The following is a 16172-nucleotide window of genomic DNA, read 5'->3' on the forward strand; positions in this document are numbered from 1 at the left end:
CAGGGGCGCGCGCACGGACAATGGCCGTGTACCGATCCGCCCCTGTGCCGTGTCAGCGGCATCAGGCAGCATGTCCTCCATGTCCGTACTGACGCGCGACGAAGCGCAAGCCCGTGCCACCCTCCTGGACGTCCACCGGTACACGGTCGAACTCGACCTCACCACCGGGGACGACACCTTCGACTCCCGTACCGTGATCCGCTTCGCGGTGGCGGCGGGCCACACCGGCGCGGACACGTTCGTCGAGGTCAGGCCCGCCGAGCTGCGATCGGCCACCCTCGACGGCCACCCCCTGGACACCGGCACCCTCACCGACGGCCGACTGCCCCTGACGGGCCTCGCCGAGGGCGAGCACGAACTGCGCGTAGACGCCGCGATGAGCTACTCCCGCACCGGCGAGGGCATGCACCGCTTCACCGACCCCGTCGACGACGAGACCTACCTCTACACCCAGATGTCCCTGGAGGACGCGGCAGCCGTCTTCGCCAACTTCAACCAGCCCGACCTCAAGGCCGTCTTCGAGGTCACCGTGCGCGCCCTCGAGGGCTGGACCGTCCTCGCCAACGGCATCACCACCGAGACCGCCGACGGGCTCTGGCAGGCCGCCCCCACCCCCCGCATCTCCACCTACCTCGTCGCCGTCGCCGCCGGCCCCTGGCACTCCGTCCGCAGCGAACACCGCGGCCTCCCCTTCGGCCTGCACTGCCGCCGCTCCCTCGCCCCCCACCTCGACACCGACGCCGACGAACTCCTCGACATCACGCGCGCGTGCTACGACCGCTACCACGAGAAGTTCGAGGAGCCCTACCCCTTCGACTCCTACGACCAGGCGTTCGTCCCCGAATTCAACTTCGGCGCCATGGAGAACCCCGGCCTCGTCACCTTCCGCGACGAGTTCGTCTACCGCTCCGCCGTCACCGACACCGAACGCCAGACCCGCGCGATGGTCATCGCCCACGAAATGGCCCACATGTGGTTCGGCGACCTCGTCACCCTCCAGTGGTGGGACGACATCTGGCTGAACGAGTCCTTCGCCGAGTACATGGGCTACCAGACCCTCACCGAAGCCACCCGCTACACCGACACCTGGACCGACTTCGGCGTCTCCCGCAAGGCCTGGGGCTACGACGCCGACCAGCGCCCCTCCACCCACCCCGTCGCCCCCGAGGCCGTCGACGACACCGCCGCCGCCCTCGTCAACTTCGACGGCATCTCCTACGCCAAGGGCGCCTCCGCGCTGCGTCAACTCGTCGCCTGGCTCGGCGAGAAGGACTTCCTGGCCGGCATCAACACCCACTTCGCCCGCCACCGCTTCGGCAACGCCACCCTCGCCGACTTCATCGACTCCCTCGCCGCCGCCACCGAACGAGACGTCCACGCCTGGGCCGACGCCTGGCTGCGCACCACAGGCGTCGACACCCTCACCCCGCGCCTCACCAACGGCGACGCCGGCGGTCACACCCTCACCGTCCGCCACGACGGCAGCCGCCCCCACCGCGTCGCCGTGGGCCTCTACGACCACGACGTCGCCGGCGACGGAACCCTCACCCTCCGCGAACGCCTCCACGTCGACGTCCCCCAGGACGCCCCGCAGCCCATCGGCAAGCGGCCCGCCCTGCTCCTCGTCAACGACGGCGACCTGACCTACGCCAAGGTCCGCTTCGACCCCGAATCCTTCAAAACCGTCCGCGCAGCCCTCTCCGGCCTCCCCGACCCGCTCACCCGCGCGGTCGTCTGGAACTCCCTGCGCGACGCCGTACGCGACGGCCAACTCCCGCCCGCGGACTACCTGGAGACCGTCCGCGCCCACCTCCCGCGCGAAACCGACCTCGCTCTCGTCCAGGGCGTCCTCACCTTCGCCTCGACCGTCGTCGCCGACCGCTACCTGCCCCCGCAGGCACGCCCCGCCGCCCTGGCTGCCCTCGCCTCCCTGTGCCGCGACCTCATCCGCCGCACCGAGGACGGCGACCACCCCGGGCTGCGCCTCATCGCCGTACGGCACTTCATCGACGTCGCCGCCCACCCCGACACCATCGCCGCCTGGCTCGCCGACGGCACGGTCTCCGGCGGCCCCGAACTCGACCCCGAACTGCGCTGGCGGGTCCTGGCCCGGCTCGCGGTCCTCGGCGCCACCGACGAGGCGGAGATCGACGCGGAACTCGCCCGCGACCCCAGCGCCTCCGGCCAGGAAGGCGCCGCCCGTTGCCGGGCCGCCCTGCCCGACCCCGAGGCCAAACTCCGGGCCTGGGAACAGATGTTCAACTCGGACGCGCTCTCCAACTACCTCTTCGTCGCCACCGCCCAGGGCTTCTGGCAGCCCGAACAGACAGACCTCACCGAGGAGTACGTCGAGCGGTACTGGACCGACGCCGTCTCCGTCGCCGCCCGCCGGGGCCCCGCCATGGCCGACGCCGCCGGCCGCTGGGCCTTCCCGGCCCACGCCGTCACCCCCGACACCCTCCTCCTCGGCGAGGAGTGCCTGCGCGACGCCGCCCCGATACCGTCCCTGCGCCGCAAACTCGTCGACCAGCTCGACGACCTGAGCCGCGCACTGCGCGTACGGGAAGGGGCCCAGAAGCAGGCGTAACGCCCCCACTGTCCGAAGCGGGTTCGGGCAACGGGTACGCGTACGGGTGCACATGTGGGGCCTGGGGACACCCCCTGCCCCACACACCCGCCCGACGACAACCCCGTACCCCCTTTCGGGTTCCGATCGTTGGTCTTCCCGGGCGCGTCGCCCCGGCCCCGTCCAAGCTGGAACTCCCCAGCCACGCGCCCCGGGAGGACCACCATGCGCATGCCGCCCCTCGCCTCAGGAGCCGAAGGCCCCGACGCCCTGCGGCCGTTGCTCGACACGGTCCTCGGCGCCCTCGCGGACGGCGGACACGCGCGCGGAGGCCCCCTCCCGGCCGGCGGACCGGAAACCGTCGCCCGGCGGATACGCGCCGCGGTCGGGGACGTACTGCCCGACAAGGGCGACCCCAACGCCCTGTACGACCTCGTGCGCGCCCTCGCCGAAGGCGCCGCCGACCCCGCCCACCCCCACTGCGCCGCCCACCTGCACTGCCCGCCCCTCGCCGTCGCCACAGCCGCCGACCTCGCCGCCAGTGCCCTCAACCCGTCCCTCGACTCCTGGGACCAGGCCCCGGCCGCCTCCGAGCTGGAAACCCTCGTCGCGCGCGCCCTCGCCGCCGAGACCGGCGCCGCCGACGCCCTTGTCACCACCGGCGGCACCGAGTCCAACCAACTCGCCCTGCTCCTCGCCCGCGAGGCACACGGCGGCGGCGGTGTCCGCCTCGTGTGCGGCGCCAACGCCCACCACTCCCTGGCCCGCGCCGTCTGGCTCCTCGGCCTCCCCGAACCCGTCGTCGTCCCCGCCCCCGCCGGCACCCTCGACCCGGCCGCCCTCGACGAAGCCCTCACCGCGCTGCCAGGCCCTCGCGGCACGCTCCTCGTCGCCGCCACGGCCGGGACGACCGACGCCGGGCTCATCGACCCGCTGCCCCGGATCGCGGCCCTCTGCGCAGCCCACGGCGCCCGGCTCCACATCGACGCCGCGTACGGCGGCGGACTCCTCTTCAGCGAACGCCACCGCATCAAACTCGCCGGCCTCGAACACGCCGACACCGTCACCCTCGACCTGCACAAACTCGGCTGGCAACCCGTCGCCGCAGGCCTCCTCACCGTCAAGAACCCCAGCGACCTCACCGCCCTCGCCCAACACGCCGACTATCTCAACGCCGACGACGACACCGAAGCAGGCCTCCCCGACCTCCTCGGCCGCTCCCTGCGCACCACCCGGCGACCCGACGTCCTCAAGATCGCCGTCACCCTCAAAACCCTCGGCCGCGACGGACTCGGCGCACTCGTCGACCAGGTCTGCGCCCACGCCCACGAGTTCGCCCACCTCGTCCGGACCCACCCCGGCTTCGAACTCCACGACCCGCCCACCATCAGCACCGTGCTCTTCCGGCCCACCGGAGCAACCGACGACGCCGTCGCCGCCGTACGACGAAAACTCCTCCACGACGGCCGCGCCGTCCTCGGCCGCGCCCACCTCGACGGCCGCCTCTGGCTCAAGGCCACCCTCCTCAACCCCCACACCCGGCCGGACGACCTGGCCGCACTCCTGAAGCTGGTGGAAGGAAACACCCCCCGATGAAACCCCCCACACCCGCCGACAACCCGGCCGCCACCCCCACCCCCGACGACCCCCACGACCTCGTCGGCATCGGCATCGGCCCCTGCAACCTCTCCCTCGCCGCGCTCGCCCACCCCCTCCCCGACCTCGACACCGTCTTCTACGAACAACACCCCCGTTTCGACTGGCACCCCGGACTCCTCATCGACGGCGCCACCGTCCAAGTCCCCTTCCTCGCCGACCTGGTGACCCTCGCCGACCCCGCCAGCCCCTGGTCCTTCCTCAGCTATCTCAAGAGCCGCGACCGGCTCTTCCCGTTCTACTTCGCCGAGCGTTTCCACATCCAGCGCGCCGAATACGACGCCTACTGCCGCTGGGTCAGCGAGAACCTGCCCCGACTGCACTTCGGACACCAGGTCGACGCCGTCCGCTGGAACCCCGAACGGGACCTGTTCGAAGTCGACTTCACCCAACTCGACGCCGACGGAGAAGCCGAGGCCCTCGGCCGGACGTACACGAAGAACGTCGTCCTCGGCATCGGCAGCGAGCCCTACATCCCCGAGCCCCTCAAACCCCTCGTCGAAGCCCCCACCGTGCCTGTCCTGCACGCGGCCGACTACCTCGCCCACCGCGACCGGCTCCTCACCGCCGAACACGTCACCGTCATCGGCTCAGGACAGACCGGCGCCGAGATCTTCCTCGACCTCCTGCGCCACCGCCCCGCCGGACGCGAGAAGATCCACTGGCTGGGACGCACCGAGGCCTTCGCGCCCATGGAGTACTCCAAACTCGGCCTCGAACACTTCACCCCCGACCACACCCGCTACTTCCACGCCCTCACCGAACCCGTGCGCGACCGCCTCGTCGCCGCCCAGTGGCAACTCCACAAAGGCATCGGCGCAGACACCATCGCCGCCATCCACGACGAGCTCTACCGCCGTACCCTCCACGGCGGCTGGCCCGAAGCAGTCCTCACCCCCGGGGTCCGCGTCCGCACCGCCGGCCGCGTCGCCACCACCAAGGTCGAACTCCACCTCGAACACACCCAGCAGGGCACGCGTTCCCGGCTCACCACCGACGCCGTCGTCCTCGCCACCGGCTACCGCGACCGCCCCCTCGACCGCGTCCTCGCCGGCCTCGACCCCTACCTTCGCCGCGACAACGCCGAACGCCCGCGTATCGACGACCGGTTCAGACTCGTCCTCGACCCCGCCGTCACCGCCTCCGGCAGCCAGGTCTACGTCCAGAACGCCGAACTCCACACCCACGGCGTCGGCACCCCCGACCTCGGACTCGTCGCCTGGCGCAGCGCCGCCATCCTCAACTCCCTCACCGGCAAGTCCCCTTACCCCCAGCCGGCCAGAACCGCCTTCACCACCTTCGGCCTCGAACCACCACTGCCCCAGGTCCCGACTCCCCGGCAGAGCCAGGAACGAGAAAAGGGCCAGCACCATGTGCTGACCCCTCTCGTGGAAGGAATCTGAGGATCCGGGGAATCCGAGGCAACCCGCCGCCTGCCGGAGACCGCCGACCGGAGACCGCCGACCGGAAACGGCCTACGGAGACCGGTGACTAGAACACCGGCGTGCCGTCGCGCGTCAGCTTCCAGTCCACCGACGCGAACTCCTTCGGATCCAGCACACCCTTCGCCGTCACCCACTCGGAGATCCGCGTCCGGATCTCCGTCGACTCCGACCACAGCTCCTGCGCCGACGCCACATGCGGGAACGCCCCGCCGCCGTTGGCACGGTAGTTGTTCACCGCGAACACGAACTGCTGGGCGTCGTCCAGCGCGGCACCGTTGTAGGCCAGGTTCTTGATCCGCGAACCGGCCGCCTGCGCGATGTCGATGTCGTACGTCAGACCCGACACGTAGTCGTAGTTGTAGTCCGGCCGGTTCGCCGCGTTCGTCAGCTTCTCCACGTCGATCACCGCGCCCGCCGCCGTCTGCACGAAGTACTGCGCCGAGTACTCCAGGTACGCCCGCACCTGCGCGCCCGTCAGCAACTTCGCGACCAGCGTGTTGTCGTACACATACAGACTCGACAGATCCCGGATCGTCACCTGGCCGGCCGGGATCGCCGACGTCCTCGAGAACGGCGACGCCTGCGCGATCACCGGCAGCGACGCATACGACGTCCCCACCAGCGCCGCCTTCACGACGTCCTCCTGGACCTTCGTGATCAGGTCGATGATCGGAGCGTCCTTGTAACGCGCCTCGACCGTCGTCAACGTCTCCGTCGCCGTACCGACCACCTGGTTGACGTACGCCACGACAACGTCGTGCTCGTCCTTCAGCAGCTTGGTGATCCTCGGGTCGTCCGCGACCGTCTTCGAGTCACGCACGGTCGCCGCGACCGACTCGACAGCCCACTTACCCTTCTCGAACACCAGCTCGACATCGAACAGCGACAGCCGCTCCGCGTACGCCAGCGGCTCCGACAGCACCACCGTCTTGCCGGTCGCCGTGTTCGTGACCTTCAGCTCGGCGATCTCCGTGTGCGCGTGACCGACCAGAATCGCGTCGATACCCGGCACCTGCTGCGCCACGAGAGCCGCCGAGTTCTCGACGTACGGCAGCTGGTCACCGTACGAGGAAGTCCCCGAGGACCCCGAGTGCGCCGACACGACGACCACGTCCGCACCCATCGAACGCAGCTTCGGCACCCACTTCGCCGCCTGCTCCTCCAGACCCGGGAACGTCAGCTTCCCCTGCACGTACGCCTTGTCCCAGATCGCGATACCCGGGTTCGTCAGCCCCAGCACAGCCACCTTGACCGGCGGAGCACCCTTCACATGGAACGTCTTCATGAGGTACGGAGGGAACGCCGGCTTCAGCGTCTTCGCGTCCAGCGCGTTCGCACCCAGCAGCGGGAAACGGCACTGCGACTCGAACTTGCGCAGCGTCTCGATGCCGTAGTTGAACTCGTGGTTGCCGAGTGCCACCGCGTCGTACCCGATGGCGTTCATCGCCTGCGCCATCGGGTGCACCGGGCCGCCCTTGGCGGTGATCGGGTCGACCTTCGCGTAGTAGTACGTCAGCGGGGTGCCCTGGATCGTGTCGCCCGCGTCGAGCAGCAGCGTGTTGCAGCGCCCCTTCTCCTTGCGGACCTGCTCCACCAGCGTCGAGATACGGGCCAGCCCCTGCGCGTTGCCCTTCGCGTCGGAGTACTCCGCGTTCTTGAAGTAGTCCCAGTTGAAGATGTGACCGTGCAGGTCGGTCGTGCCCATCACGGTCAGGGAGTAACGCTTCACCGGCTTCGCGGGCTTCTTCGCCTCCGCGGCCTGCGCCGCCGGAGCCACGACAGCACTGGTCAGCGCCACCCCCGCCCCGGTCACAGCGGACTTCTTCAGGAACTTCCGGCGGTTCAACGGCATGTTTCGGGCTCCTCGGGGAATGGTCAACGACGCGCGTAGATTCTGACCCGCGCACGACCGGTGGCAACAGCCCCCAAAGGTTTCGATCTGGTGACCGGCAGACTCCGCAACACGGTCCGCAACCGCCCTACGAGTGACAGAGTGGGGCGTATGACCTCCAGCCCGGAGCACCCCACAGCTGTCCCCTACGGCACCCCGGACGCCCCCCGCATCGCCGTCCGTGGCGAAGCCCACCTCGAAGTCGACCCCGAGATCGCCCGCATCGGTATCACGATCGGCGCAAGGGGCACGGACCGCCGCTCGGCACTGGACGACCTGACCCGCCGCAACACCACCGTCCTGGACCTCGTGAAGACCTACGGCGAGGCGGTGGAACGCCTGGAGACAGGAGCCTTCTCCATCACCCCGGAACTCACCAAACACGGCCGCGGAGAACGCGTCCGCGCCTACCACGGCCGCGTCCACCTCACCGCCGAACTCACCGACTTCACCGCCCTCGGCGAACTGACCAGCAAACTCGCCGACCTGGACCTCACCGGCGTCGACGGCCCCTGGTGGGCCCTGCGCCCCGACTCCCCGGCCCACCGCGACGCCCGCCGACAAGCCGTACGGGAGGCGGTGCAAAGGGCTCGCGAGTACGCGGAAGCCCTGGGCACCTCGCTGGCGGCCCTGGTGGAGCTGGCGGACGTGGGCGCCGAGGCCGCCCAGCCCATGGAGTACGGGGTCCAGTCCCGTTCTCTCCGTCGCGCGGCCTTCGCCGGAGCCGAGGTCGCGGACGAGGCCGCGCCACTCGATCTGGAGCCGCAGCGGCAACAGGTCTACGCACAGGTGAACGCCCGCTTCACAATGGTGCCGCCACAGCTGTGAACAGGCTTACCGCCAGGCTTGCGATCAGGGCACTGAAATGCTCATCGGAGCAACCCGGCGCGCAATTCAACAGTTGTCAATAACCCTTCACGCAACGGTTGTTGAGTAGTCATGCAGCGCCAATTCGCTACCCACCGGTAAGGCCTACGCTCGAAGTATGCGTCGAGCAAAGATCGTCTGTACTCTGGGCCCCGCCACCGACTCGTACGACCAGATCAAAGCACTGGTCGATGCCGGAATGGACGTGGCCCGCTTCAACCTCAGTCACGGCAGCTACGCCGAACACGAGGTGCGTTACCAGCACGTCCGCAAGGCCGCCGACGAAACCGGCCGCAGCATCGGCCTCCTCGCCGACCTTCAAGGCCCGAAGATCCGACTCGGCCGCTTCGCCGAAGGCCCCGTACTCCTCGAACGCGGGGACACCTTCACCATCACCGTCGAAGAAGGCGTCGAAGGCGACCAGCAGACCTGCGGAACCACCTACGCGGGCCTCGCCACCGACGTCACCCCCGGCGAACTCGTCCTCGTCGACGACGGCAAGGTCTGCCTCCAGGTCACCGCCGTCGACGGACCCCGCGTCCACACCAGGGTCGTCGAAGGCGGAGTGATCTCCGACCACAAGGGCCTCAACCTCCCCGGCGTGGCGGTGTCGGTCCCCGCCCTCTCCGACAAGGACGAGGCGGACCTCCGCTGGGCACTGCGCACCGGCTTCGACGTCATCGCGCTGTCCTTCGTTCGCAGCGCACGCGACATCGACGACGTCCACCGCATCATGGACGAGGAACACCGCCGCCTCCCGGTCATCGCCAAGGTCGAGAAGCCGCAGGCGGTCGAAGCGATCGACGACATCGTCGCCGCCTTCGACGGCATCATGGTCGCCCGCGGCGACCTCGGCGTCGAAATGCCCCTGGAGCAGGTCCCCATCGTCCAGAAGCGCGCGATCAAGCTGGCTAAGCGCAACGCCAAGCCGGTCATCGTCGCCACACAGATGCTCGAATCGATGATCGAGAACTCCCGCCCGACAAGGGCGGAAGCTTCGGACGTGGCGAACGCGGTCATCGACGGCACGGACGCGGTCATGCTGTCCGGCGAGACGAGCGTGGGCAAGTACGCCATCGAGACGGTCCGCACGATGGCGAAGATCATCGAGGCGGCCGAGGAGGACATCCTGGCCAAGGGCCTTCCGCCACTGACGGACCGCAACAAGCCCCGCACGCAGGGCGGCGCGGTGGCCCGTGCGGCGGCCGAGATGGGCGACTTCCTCGGCGCGAAGTTCCTGGTGGCGTTCACCCAGTCCGGCGACACGGTGAAGCGACTGTCCCGGTACAGGTCCCCGATCCCGCTCCTGGCCTTCACCCCGGACCCGGAGACCCGGTCCCAGCTGACGCTGACGTGGGGCGTGGAGACGTTCCTGGGCCCGCATGTCGACTCCACGGACGCGATGGTCGACCAGGTGGACGAACTGCTGCTGAAGTACGGGCGCTGCCAGAAGGGCGACGTGGTGGTGATCACGGCCGGCTCCCCGCCCGGGGTCTCCGGCTCCACCAATCTGGTGCGGGTGCACCACATCGGGGAGGACGACAGCCCCAAGTAGGCGTTCCCCCGATGGGCCCCTCTTTGACGGAGGGGCCCTTCTTCGGTCAGTGCTTGGGGCCTACGTGTGTGTCCATCAGGGCTACGGAGGCTTTGCGGGCGACGGAGATATTGAAGGGGTCACTGCCTCGGGCGAGGCTGGTCCACTCGACGCCGACTTTGTCGAGGGTGTCGCTGAAGAGCTTCCTGATGTCGTCGGACTTGTTGGTGAAGAAGTAGCGAGGGTATTCGTAGCGCTTGCGCTCACCGGCGACCAGGCGAGTGGTCCAGTTGGTGATGCGGCAGCCGTCGGAGTGGATGAGGCCGCGAATAAATGCCCAGGGGTGCGCGTCGACGATGTCCTGTTGCCAGGGCTCCAGGGCGATGCGGCGGTCGTGCTTCTTGCCGGGGCCGTGCTGAGGGAAGAGGCAATGCAGGTGCTTCGAATAGACCTTTACGTTGCTGCAGCCGGTCCTGCGGACACGGCAGACGGAGTTGTCGGGGAAAACCGCGCGCATGGCCCGCTCACACTCGTCCATGAGGCCGGTCCAGGACTCGGTGCAGGTGATCATCAGGTTGGGCACACGGTGCTCGGAATATTGGCTGATGTGGCCGTCGCCGAGGTAGAGGCCGAGTAGGTAGCTGTAGGCCTCTTCGTCGAGTTCCCGGCCGTCGCAGCGATGACACTTGGGGTCGTGCTTCCCGGGGCATTCGCCGTGCTTGGCTCGGTCCATGTGCTTCCAGTAACCGACTGTCCCGAGTGGGACGTTGAGGCGCCGCGCCACCTCTGCGTTCTTTGCACCGCCGCGTAGCAGTGTGACCGCCTTCTGTCGCACGTCAGTGCCGTGAAAATTCATGCGAGCACTCTGTGTCACTGATCGCGACGACACGCAGCAAAAAGCGGATGTTCACGAGAACGTGAGCATCCGCTTCCAGATGTGCCGGGTGCGGGATTCGAACCCGCAAGCCCTCTCAGGCAGAGGTGTTTGAGACCTCCGTGTATGCCATTCCACCAACCCGGCCAGGCGCTGACGCGAGTGTACCGGTTCACCGCAGGTCCACGCCGCTAGGTAGGCTGCAAAGCAGCAGCAGTGCCCGGCCCGTATCAAGGAGCCCCCGTGACCGCCCCCGAGTCGCCCCAGCCCGCAGACGCGCCCGACGACGACAAGTCGCACGTGCCTCCGCTGACGACCCGTGTCGTCATTGCCGAGGACGAGGCGCTCATCCGGCTCGATCTCAAGGAGATGCTCGAAGAAGAGGGCTACTCCGTCGTCGGTGAGGCCGGTGACGGCGAGGAGGCCGTGGAGCTTGCCCGTAAGCACCGGCCCGACCTCGTCATCCTCGATGTGAAGATGCCGAAGCTCGACGGCATCTCGGCGGCCGAGAAGATCGCCGAGGAGTCCATCGCGCCCGTGCTGATGCTGACCGCCTTCTCGCAGCGCGACCTCGTCGAGCGGGCCCGGGACGCCGGAGCCATGGCGTACCTCGTGAAGCCGTTCAGCAAGAGCGATGTCGTGCCGGCGATCGAGATGGCGGTGTCGCGGTTCAACGAGATGCGGACGCTGGAGAAGGAGATCGCGGATCTCACCCTGCGGCTGGAGACCCGCAAGCTCGTCGATCGTGCCAAGTCGGTCCTCCAGACGGAGTACGGCCTGTCCGAGCCCGCCGCGTTCCGGTGGATCCAGAAGACGTCGATGGACCGGCGTATGTCCATGCAGCAGGTCGCCGAGGCGGTCATCGCCGACGCCGAGGAGAAGAAGGCCGCGAAGGGCTGACGCGGCCACGGACGGACGTACGAGACCAACGTAGGTGTACGAGGAGGCCCGCACCCCCGGCCAGGGGTGCGGGCCTCCTCGTACACGCCGTGTGCGTACCGTCGAAGGACTCAGTCCTCGCCGAGGTAAGCCTTTCTGACCGAGTCGTCGTGCAGCAGGTGCTGGCCGGTGCCGGAGAGCACGATGTTGCCGACCTCCATGACGTGTCCCTGGTCGGCGAGGGAGAGCGCCGCCTGGGCGTTCTGCTCGACGAGGAGGATGGTCGTGCCGGCGGCCTTGAGTTCGACGATGGTCGCCATGATCTTCTGCATCATGATCGGCGAGAGGCCCATGGACGGCTCGTCGAGCATCAGCAGCTTGGGCTGGGACATCAGGGCGCGGCCCATGGCGAGCATCTGCTGTTCGCCGCCGGAGAGGGTTCCCGCGGCCTGCTTCCTGCGTTCCCCGAGGATGGGGAAGAGGTCGTAGGCGCGCTGGATGTCCTTCTCGATGCCTGCCTTGTCGGTGCGCAGAAACGCTCCGAGCTGGAGGTTTTCGGTGATCGTCAGCCGGGGGAAGATGTGGCGTCCCTCGGGTGAGTGGGCGAGGCCGAGAGCGACGATCTTGTGGGCGGGGGTGCCGGTGATCGGCTTGCCGTCGAAGAGGACGCGGCCGCTGCTGGGCTTGAGGAGCCCCGACAGGGTGCGCAGCGTGGTGGTCTTGCCGGCGCCGTTGGTGCCGATGAGGGTGACGATCTGGCCGGCTTCGACGGTGAAGGAGATGCCCTTGACGGCTTCGATCTTGCCGTAGGCGACCTTGAGGTCTTCGACCTCCAGCAGTGCGGTCACTTGGCAGGTCCTTCCGTGCTGGTGGTGCTCTGCGCTCCGGCGGCTTCGGCCGCTTCGACTTCGGCGATCTCCTCGGCGCCGGGGGCGCCTTCGAAGGGGGTGCCGAGGTAGGCGGCGATGACGCGGTCGTCGTTCTGGACGACTTCCGAGGTGCCTTCGACGATCTTTTCGCCTTGGACGAGACAGGCGACGCGGTCGCTCAGATTGAAGATGAAGCGCATGTCGTGCTCGATGACGAGGACGGCCATGCCCCGGTCGCGGATGGCGAAGACGAGGTCTTCGGTCGCCCGTGTCTCCTGGGGGTTCATGCCGGCGGTGGGCTCGTCCAGAAGGAGGAGGCCGGGTTCGCTCGCCATGGCCCGGGCGATTTCGAGCTTGCGCTGTTCGCCGTAGGGGAGGTTGCGGGAGAGGTGGTCGGCCTTGTGGGCGAGGCCGATGAACTCGAGGAGTTCCATGGCGCGTTCGCGGGAGGTGGCTTCGGCCCTGCGGAAGCCGGGGCCACGGAGGAGGGCCGACCAGAGGCCTTCCTTCGTTCGGGTGTGGCGGCCTACGAGGACGTTTTCCAGGACGGTCATGTTGGAGAAGAGCCGGATGTTCTGGAAGGTGCGGGCGATGCCGGCGCTGGTCACGAGGTGGGGCTTGGGCGGGAGGACCTTGCCCTTGTAGGCGACCTTGCCTTCGGTGGGGACGTACAGACCGGTCAGACAGTTGAAGAAGGTGGTCTTGCCCGCGCCGTTGGGGCCGATGAGGCCGACGATCTCGCCGGTGTTGACGGTGAGGTCGACGTTGTGCACGGCGGTGAGGCCGCCGAAGCGCATGGTCACGCCGGTGGCTTCGAGGACGGGGCTGGTGGCCGTGGTGGTGGTCATGTGGGTCACGCCCCTGCCTTGGTGACGCCGACGGTGGAGTCGGGGAGGCCGGTTTCGGGGGTGTCGAGTTGGCCCGTCTCGTGGAATTCGAGCTGGCGGCGCCGGTTGGCAATGATGCCTTCGGGCCGGAAGCGCATGAGGACCACGAGGGCGAGGCCGAAGGCGAAGAGCTGGTACTCCTTGAGGAAGCCGAGCTTCTCGGGGAGCAGGTAGAGGAGCGTGGCGCCGAGGATGGGGCCGTTGACGGTGCCCATGCCACCGAGGACCACCGCGGCGAGCAGGAAGGCGGAGTTCGGCGGGACGGAGCCGGCGAACTGGTAGGGCGCGGGGTTGACGCTGTAGCCGACGTGGGCGCTGACCGTACCGGCGAGGCCGGCGAGGGAGGCGCCGAGTGCGAAGGCGATGAGTTTGACGCGGAAGCCGTTGATGCCCATGGCGGTGGCGGCGGTCTCGTCCTCGCGGATGGCGATCCAGGAGCGGCCGATGCGGGAGTCCGCTGCCCTGTTGAAGACGACGACGACGATCGCGGTGATGACCAGCATCAGCAGGAAGTAGTTCGCGAATCGGCCGATGGTGATCGAGCCGATGTCGTGGGCGGTCCCGAAGTTGAAGCCGAAGATCTCCAGGTCGGGGATCATCGAGATGCCGTTGGGGCCGTTGGTGATGTTGGGTCCGGAGGTGCCGTCGAGGTTGTTGACGGTGATGCGGAAGATCTCTCCGAAGCCCAGGGTGACGATGGCGAGGTAGTCGCCGCGCAGTCGCAGGGTGGGGGCGCCGATGAGGACGCCGAAGACGAGCGAGGCGAGCATGCCGGTGAGCATGGCGGCCCAGAAGGGGAACTGGACGCCGGAGAACCGGGAGAACTCGGAGCCGGAGACCAGGGCCGCGGCGTAGGCGCCGACGCCGAGGAAGGCGACGTATCCGAGGTCGAGGAGTCCGGTGAGGCCGACGACGATGTTGAGGCCGAGGGCGACGGTGGCGACGACGAGGATGTTCACGCCGATGTTGGAGTTGTGCTCGTCGTTCTCGACGAAGGGGAAGAGCGCCGCGGCGAGGAACGCCATGGAGGTGGCGAATCCCTTGTGGCGGGCGTTGAGTTCGGAGATGCGGTCGAAGAGGCCGGCGGTGAGCAGTGCCCAGGCGCCGAAGACGACGAGCAGCAGATAGCCGAGGAACGTTTCGCTGGCCTCCGGGTCGACGCCGATGCCGTAGGCGAAGACGAGCAGGGCGAAGGCGGTGGCGGCGGAGATGACGAGGCGTTCGACCCAGCCGGGGAGCCTGGTCGCCGCGGGGATGTTCTCGGGCTTGGTGATGTAGCTCTTGGCCGTGTCACCGGGCTGGGGGAGTGCGAGGGCGCCGAGGAGGGCCGCCAGTGAGGCGATCGCGGCGATGTAGGCGCCGGGGTCGAGGGCCACGAGGCCCTTGAGGTCGACGGCGATCGCGATGGTGGTGAACCAGCTGACGGCGAACGCGGAGGCGGCGGCGAGTGCGACGGGCGCGGTGGCGCCTGCCGGGTTGAGCCACTTGAGGCCGCGTACGTTCCAGAGGGTGAGCGCGTACAGGAGGGTGAGTGCGCCGGCGACGAGGGCGAGGATCTGGAGTCCGGCCGGGGAGCCGTAGTAGGTGAGGTCCCCGGGGAATTCGGACGTGTAGGTCCACGACATGAACGTGCTGGCGATGGTGCCGACGGCGCCGATGGCGATGAGGACGCGTGCGGTGCTCTGGGGGAGTGCGATGAGGCCGCCGGGGGTGGCCGTGGTCTGGTCGGTGGTTGCCATGCTGCTCACGCCCTGTCCGCGACGCGTTCGCCGACCAGGCCTTGTGGCCTGAACAGCAGTACGAGGATGAGGAGGACGAAGGCCCAGACGGATGCCCAGCCGCCGCCGCCGAGCTGCTGCATGCCGGGGATGCCGTCGATGTAGGAGGTCGCCATGGTTTCGGCGAGGCCGAGGACGAGGCCGCCGATCATGGCGCCGTAGATGTTGCCGATACCGCCGAGGACGGCGGCGGTGAAGGCCTTGAGTCCCATCTGGAAGCCCATGTCGTACTTGACCGAGCCGTATCGCAGGCCGTAGCCGACGGCGGCGACCGCGGCGAAGAACCCGCCGATGGCGAAGGCGATCACGATGATGCGGTTGGTGTCGATGCCCATGAGCTGGGCGGTGTCGGGGTCCTGCGCGGTGGCCTGCATGGCGCGGCCGGTGCGGGAGAGGTTGACGAAGAGGGCGAGGGCTGCCATGCAGAGGGGGGCGGCGACGATGACGAACACGGAGCCGCTGCTGATGCTGATGGAGCCGAGGTGCCAGGGGCCGAAGTCGAGCTGGGGGAAGTTCCGGTCGGTCTTGGCGTCGGGGTACCAGTTGAAGACGGCCTGCTGGAGGGCGAGGGAGAGGCCGATGGCGGTGATGAGGGGTGCGAGGCGTGGCGCTCCGCGTAGTGGTCGGTACGCGAAACGTTCTGCCCCGACCGCGATGAGGACGGAGACGAGTCCGCCGCCGATGAGCATCGCCGGTAGGGCTAGCCACATGGATGTGTCGTCGGGGAGGACGAAGAGGTAGACCGTGAGTGCGCCGAAGCCGCCGGTCATGAAGATCTCGCCATGGGCGAAGTTGATGAGCTGGACGATGCCGTACACCATCGTGTAACCGATGGCGATCAGCCCGTACATCGAGCCGAGGAACAGCCCGTTGGCCAGCTGCTGCGGCAGGGTGTTCACCGCATGGCCTCCATGTGGGATGGGGAG

The 16172-nt window shown here is 68.5% G+C and carries 12 protein-coding genes and 1 tRNA gene; 6 read left to right on the forward strand and 7 right to left on the reverse strand.

What is annotated here, in order from left to right:
• Positions 1-70 precede the first annotated feature (70 nt).
• The 3 genes from pepN (at position 71) to G3I71_RS14460 (ending at position 5625) form a co-directional block, all read left to right on the forward strand.
• Entirely contained in the window at positions 71-2587 is a 2517-nt protein-coding gene (gene pepN, locus G3I71_RS14450; RefSeq protein WP_203730244.1) for an aminopeptidase N, read from the forward strand.
• A 204-nt stretch (positions 2588-2791) separates the two neighbouring features.
• Positions 2792-4162, forward strand: a complete 1371-nt coding sequence (locus G3I71_RS14455; RefSeq protein ID WP_164314711.1) for an aminotransferase class V-fold PLP-dependent enzyme — start codon at positions 2792-2794, stop codon at positions 4160-4162.
• The gene (locus tag G3I71_RS14460) at positions 4159-5625 is read left to right on the forward strand and encodes a lysine N(6)-hydroxylase/L-ornithine N(5)-oxygenase family protein (RefSeq protein ID WP_164314713.1); all 1467 of its coding nucleotides are present in this window, start codon (positions 4159-4161) and stop codon (positions 5623-5625) included. Before G3I71_RS14455 ends, G3I71_RS14460 begins: the two co-directional genes overlap by 4 nt.
• Positions 5626-5713: 88 nt before the next feature.
• Here the strand turns inward: G3I71_RS14460 and G3I71_RS14465 are convergent, their stop codons facing one another.
• Complete coding sequence (locus G3I71_RS14465; RefSeq protein WP_164314716.1) at positions 5714-7519, reverse strand: bifunctional UDP-sugar hydrolase/5'-nucleotidase; 1806 nt, start codon at positions 7517-7519, stop codon at positions 5714-5716.
• A 150-nt stretch (positions 7520-7669) separates the two neighbouring features.
• Between G3I71_RS14465 and G3I71_RS14470 the strand changes: the two genes are divergently transcribed.
• Together G3I71_RS14470 and pyk are read left to right on the forward strand one after the other, a co-directional pair.
• Entirely contained in the window at positions 7670-8386 is a 717-nt protein-coding gene (locus G3I71_RS14470) for an SIMPL domain-containing protein (protein WP_164314718.1), read from the forward strand.
• A gap of 157 nt (positions 8387-8543) precedes the next feature.
• Positions 8544-9980 carry a pyruvate kinase gene (gene pyk, locus G3I71_RS14475; RefSeq protein WP_164314720.1) on the forward strand — a complete coding sequence of 479 codons (1437 nt, stop codon included), beginning with the start codon at positions 8544-8546 and terminating at the stop codon, positions 9978-9980.
• Positions 9981-10026: 46 nt separating this feature from the next.
• Here the strand turns inward: pyk and G3I71_RS14480 are convergent, their stop codons facing one another.
• On the reverse strand, positions 10027-10815 hold the full coding sequence (locus G3I71_RS14480; RefSeq protein WP_164314722.1) for a helix-turn-helix domain-containing protein: 789 nt from the start codon (positions 10813-10815) through the stop codon (positions 10027-10029).
• Between the two features lie 82 nt (positions 10816-10897).
• Positions 10898-10980, reverse strand: a tRNA-Leu gene (locus tag G3I71_RS14485).
• A gap of 96 nt (positions 10981-11076) precedes the next feature.
• Between G3I71_RS14485 and G3I71_RS14490 the strand changes: the two genes are divergently transcribed.
• The gene (locus G3I71_RS14490) at positions 11077-11733 is read left to right on the forward strand and encodes a response regulator (RefSeq protein WP_164314724.1); all 657 of its coding nucleotides are present in this window, start codon (positions 11077-11079) and stop codon (positions 11731-11733) included.
• Positions 11734-11843: 110 nt separating this feature from the next.
• Here the strand turns inward: G3I71_RS14490 and G3I71_RS14495 are convergent, their stop codons facing one another.
• The 4 genes from G3I71_RS14495 to G3I71_RS14510 are packed head-to-tail and all read right to left on the reverse strand — an operon-like array spanning position 11844 to position 16145.
• Positions 11844-12560, reverse strand: coding sequence for an ABC transporter ATP-binding protein (locus G3I71_RS14495; protein ID WP_164314726.1), 717 nt, complete (start codon positions 12558-12560; stop codon positions 11844-11846).
• Positions 12557-13438 carry an ABC transporter ATP-binding protein gene (locus G3I71_RS14500; protein ID WP_164314728.1) on the reverse strand — a complete coding sequence of 294 codons (882 nt, stop codon included), beginning with the start codon at positions 13436-13438 and terminating at the stop codon, positions 12557-12559. The genes G3I71_RS14495 and G3I71_RS14500 overlap by 4 nt, the downstream gene beginning before the upstream one ends.
• Positions 13435-15207: a branched-chain amino acid ABC transporter permease gene (locus G3I71_RS14505; RefSeq protein ID WP_164314846.1), complete on the reverse strand. Its 1773-nt coding sequence runs from the start codon at positions 15205-15207 to the stop codon at positions 13435-13437. The genes G3I71_RS14500 and G3I71_RS14505 overlap by 4 nt, the downstream gene beginning before the upstream one ends.
• Positions 15208-15212: 5 nt before the next feature.
• Positions 15213-16145, reverse strand: coding sequence for a branched-chain amino acid ABC transporter permease (locus G3I71_RS14510; RefSeq protein WP_164314730.1), 933 nt, complete (start codon positions 16143-16145; stop codon positions 15213-15215).
• Positions 16146-16172: the final 27 nt, after the last annotated feature.

The sequence above is a fragment of the Streptomyces sp. SID12501 genome, from assembly GCF_010550245.1.
Classification (GTDB): domain Bacteria; phylum Actinomycetota; class Actinomycetes; order Streptomycetales; family Streptomycetaceae; genus Streptomyces.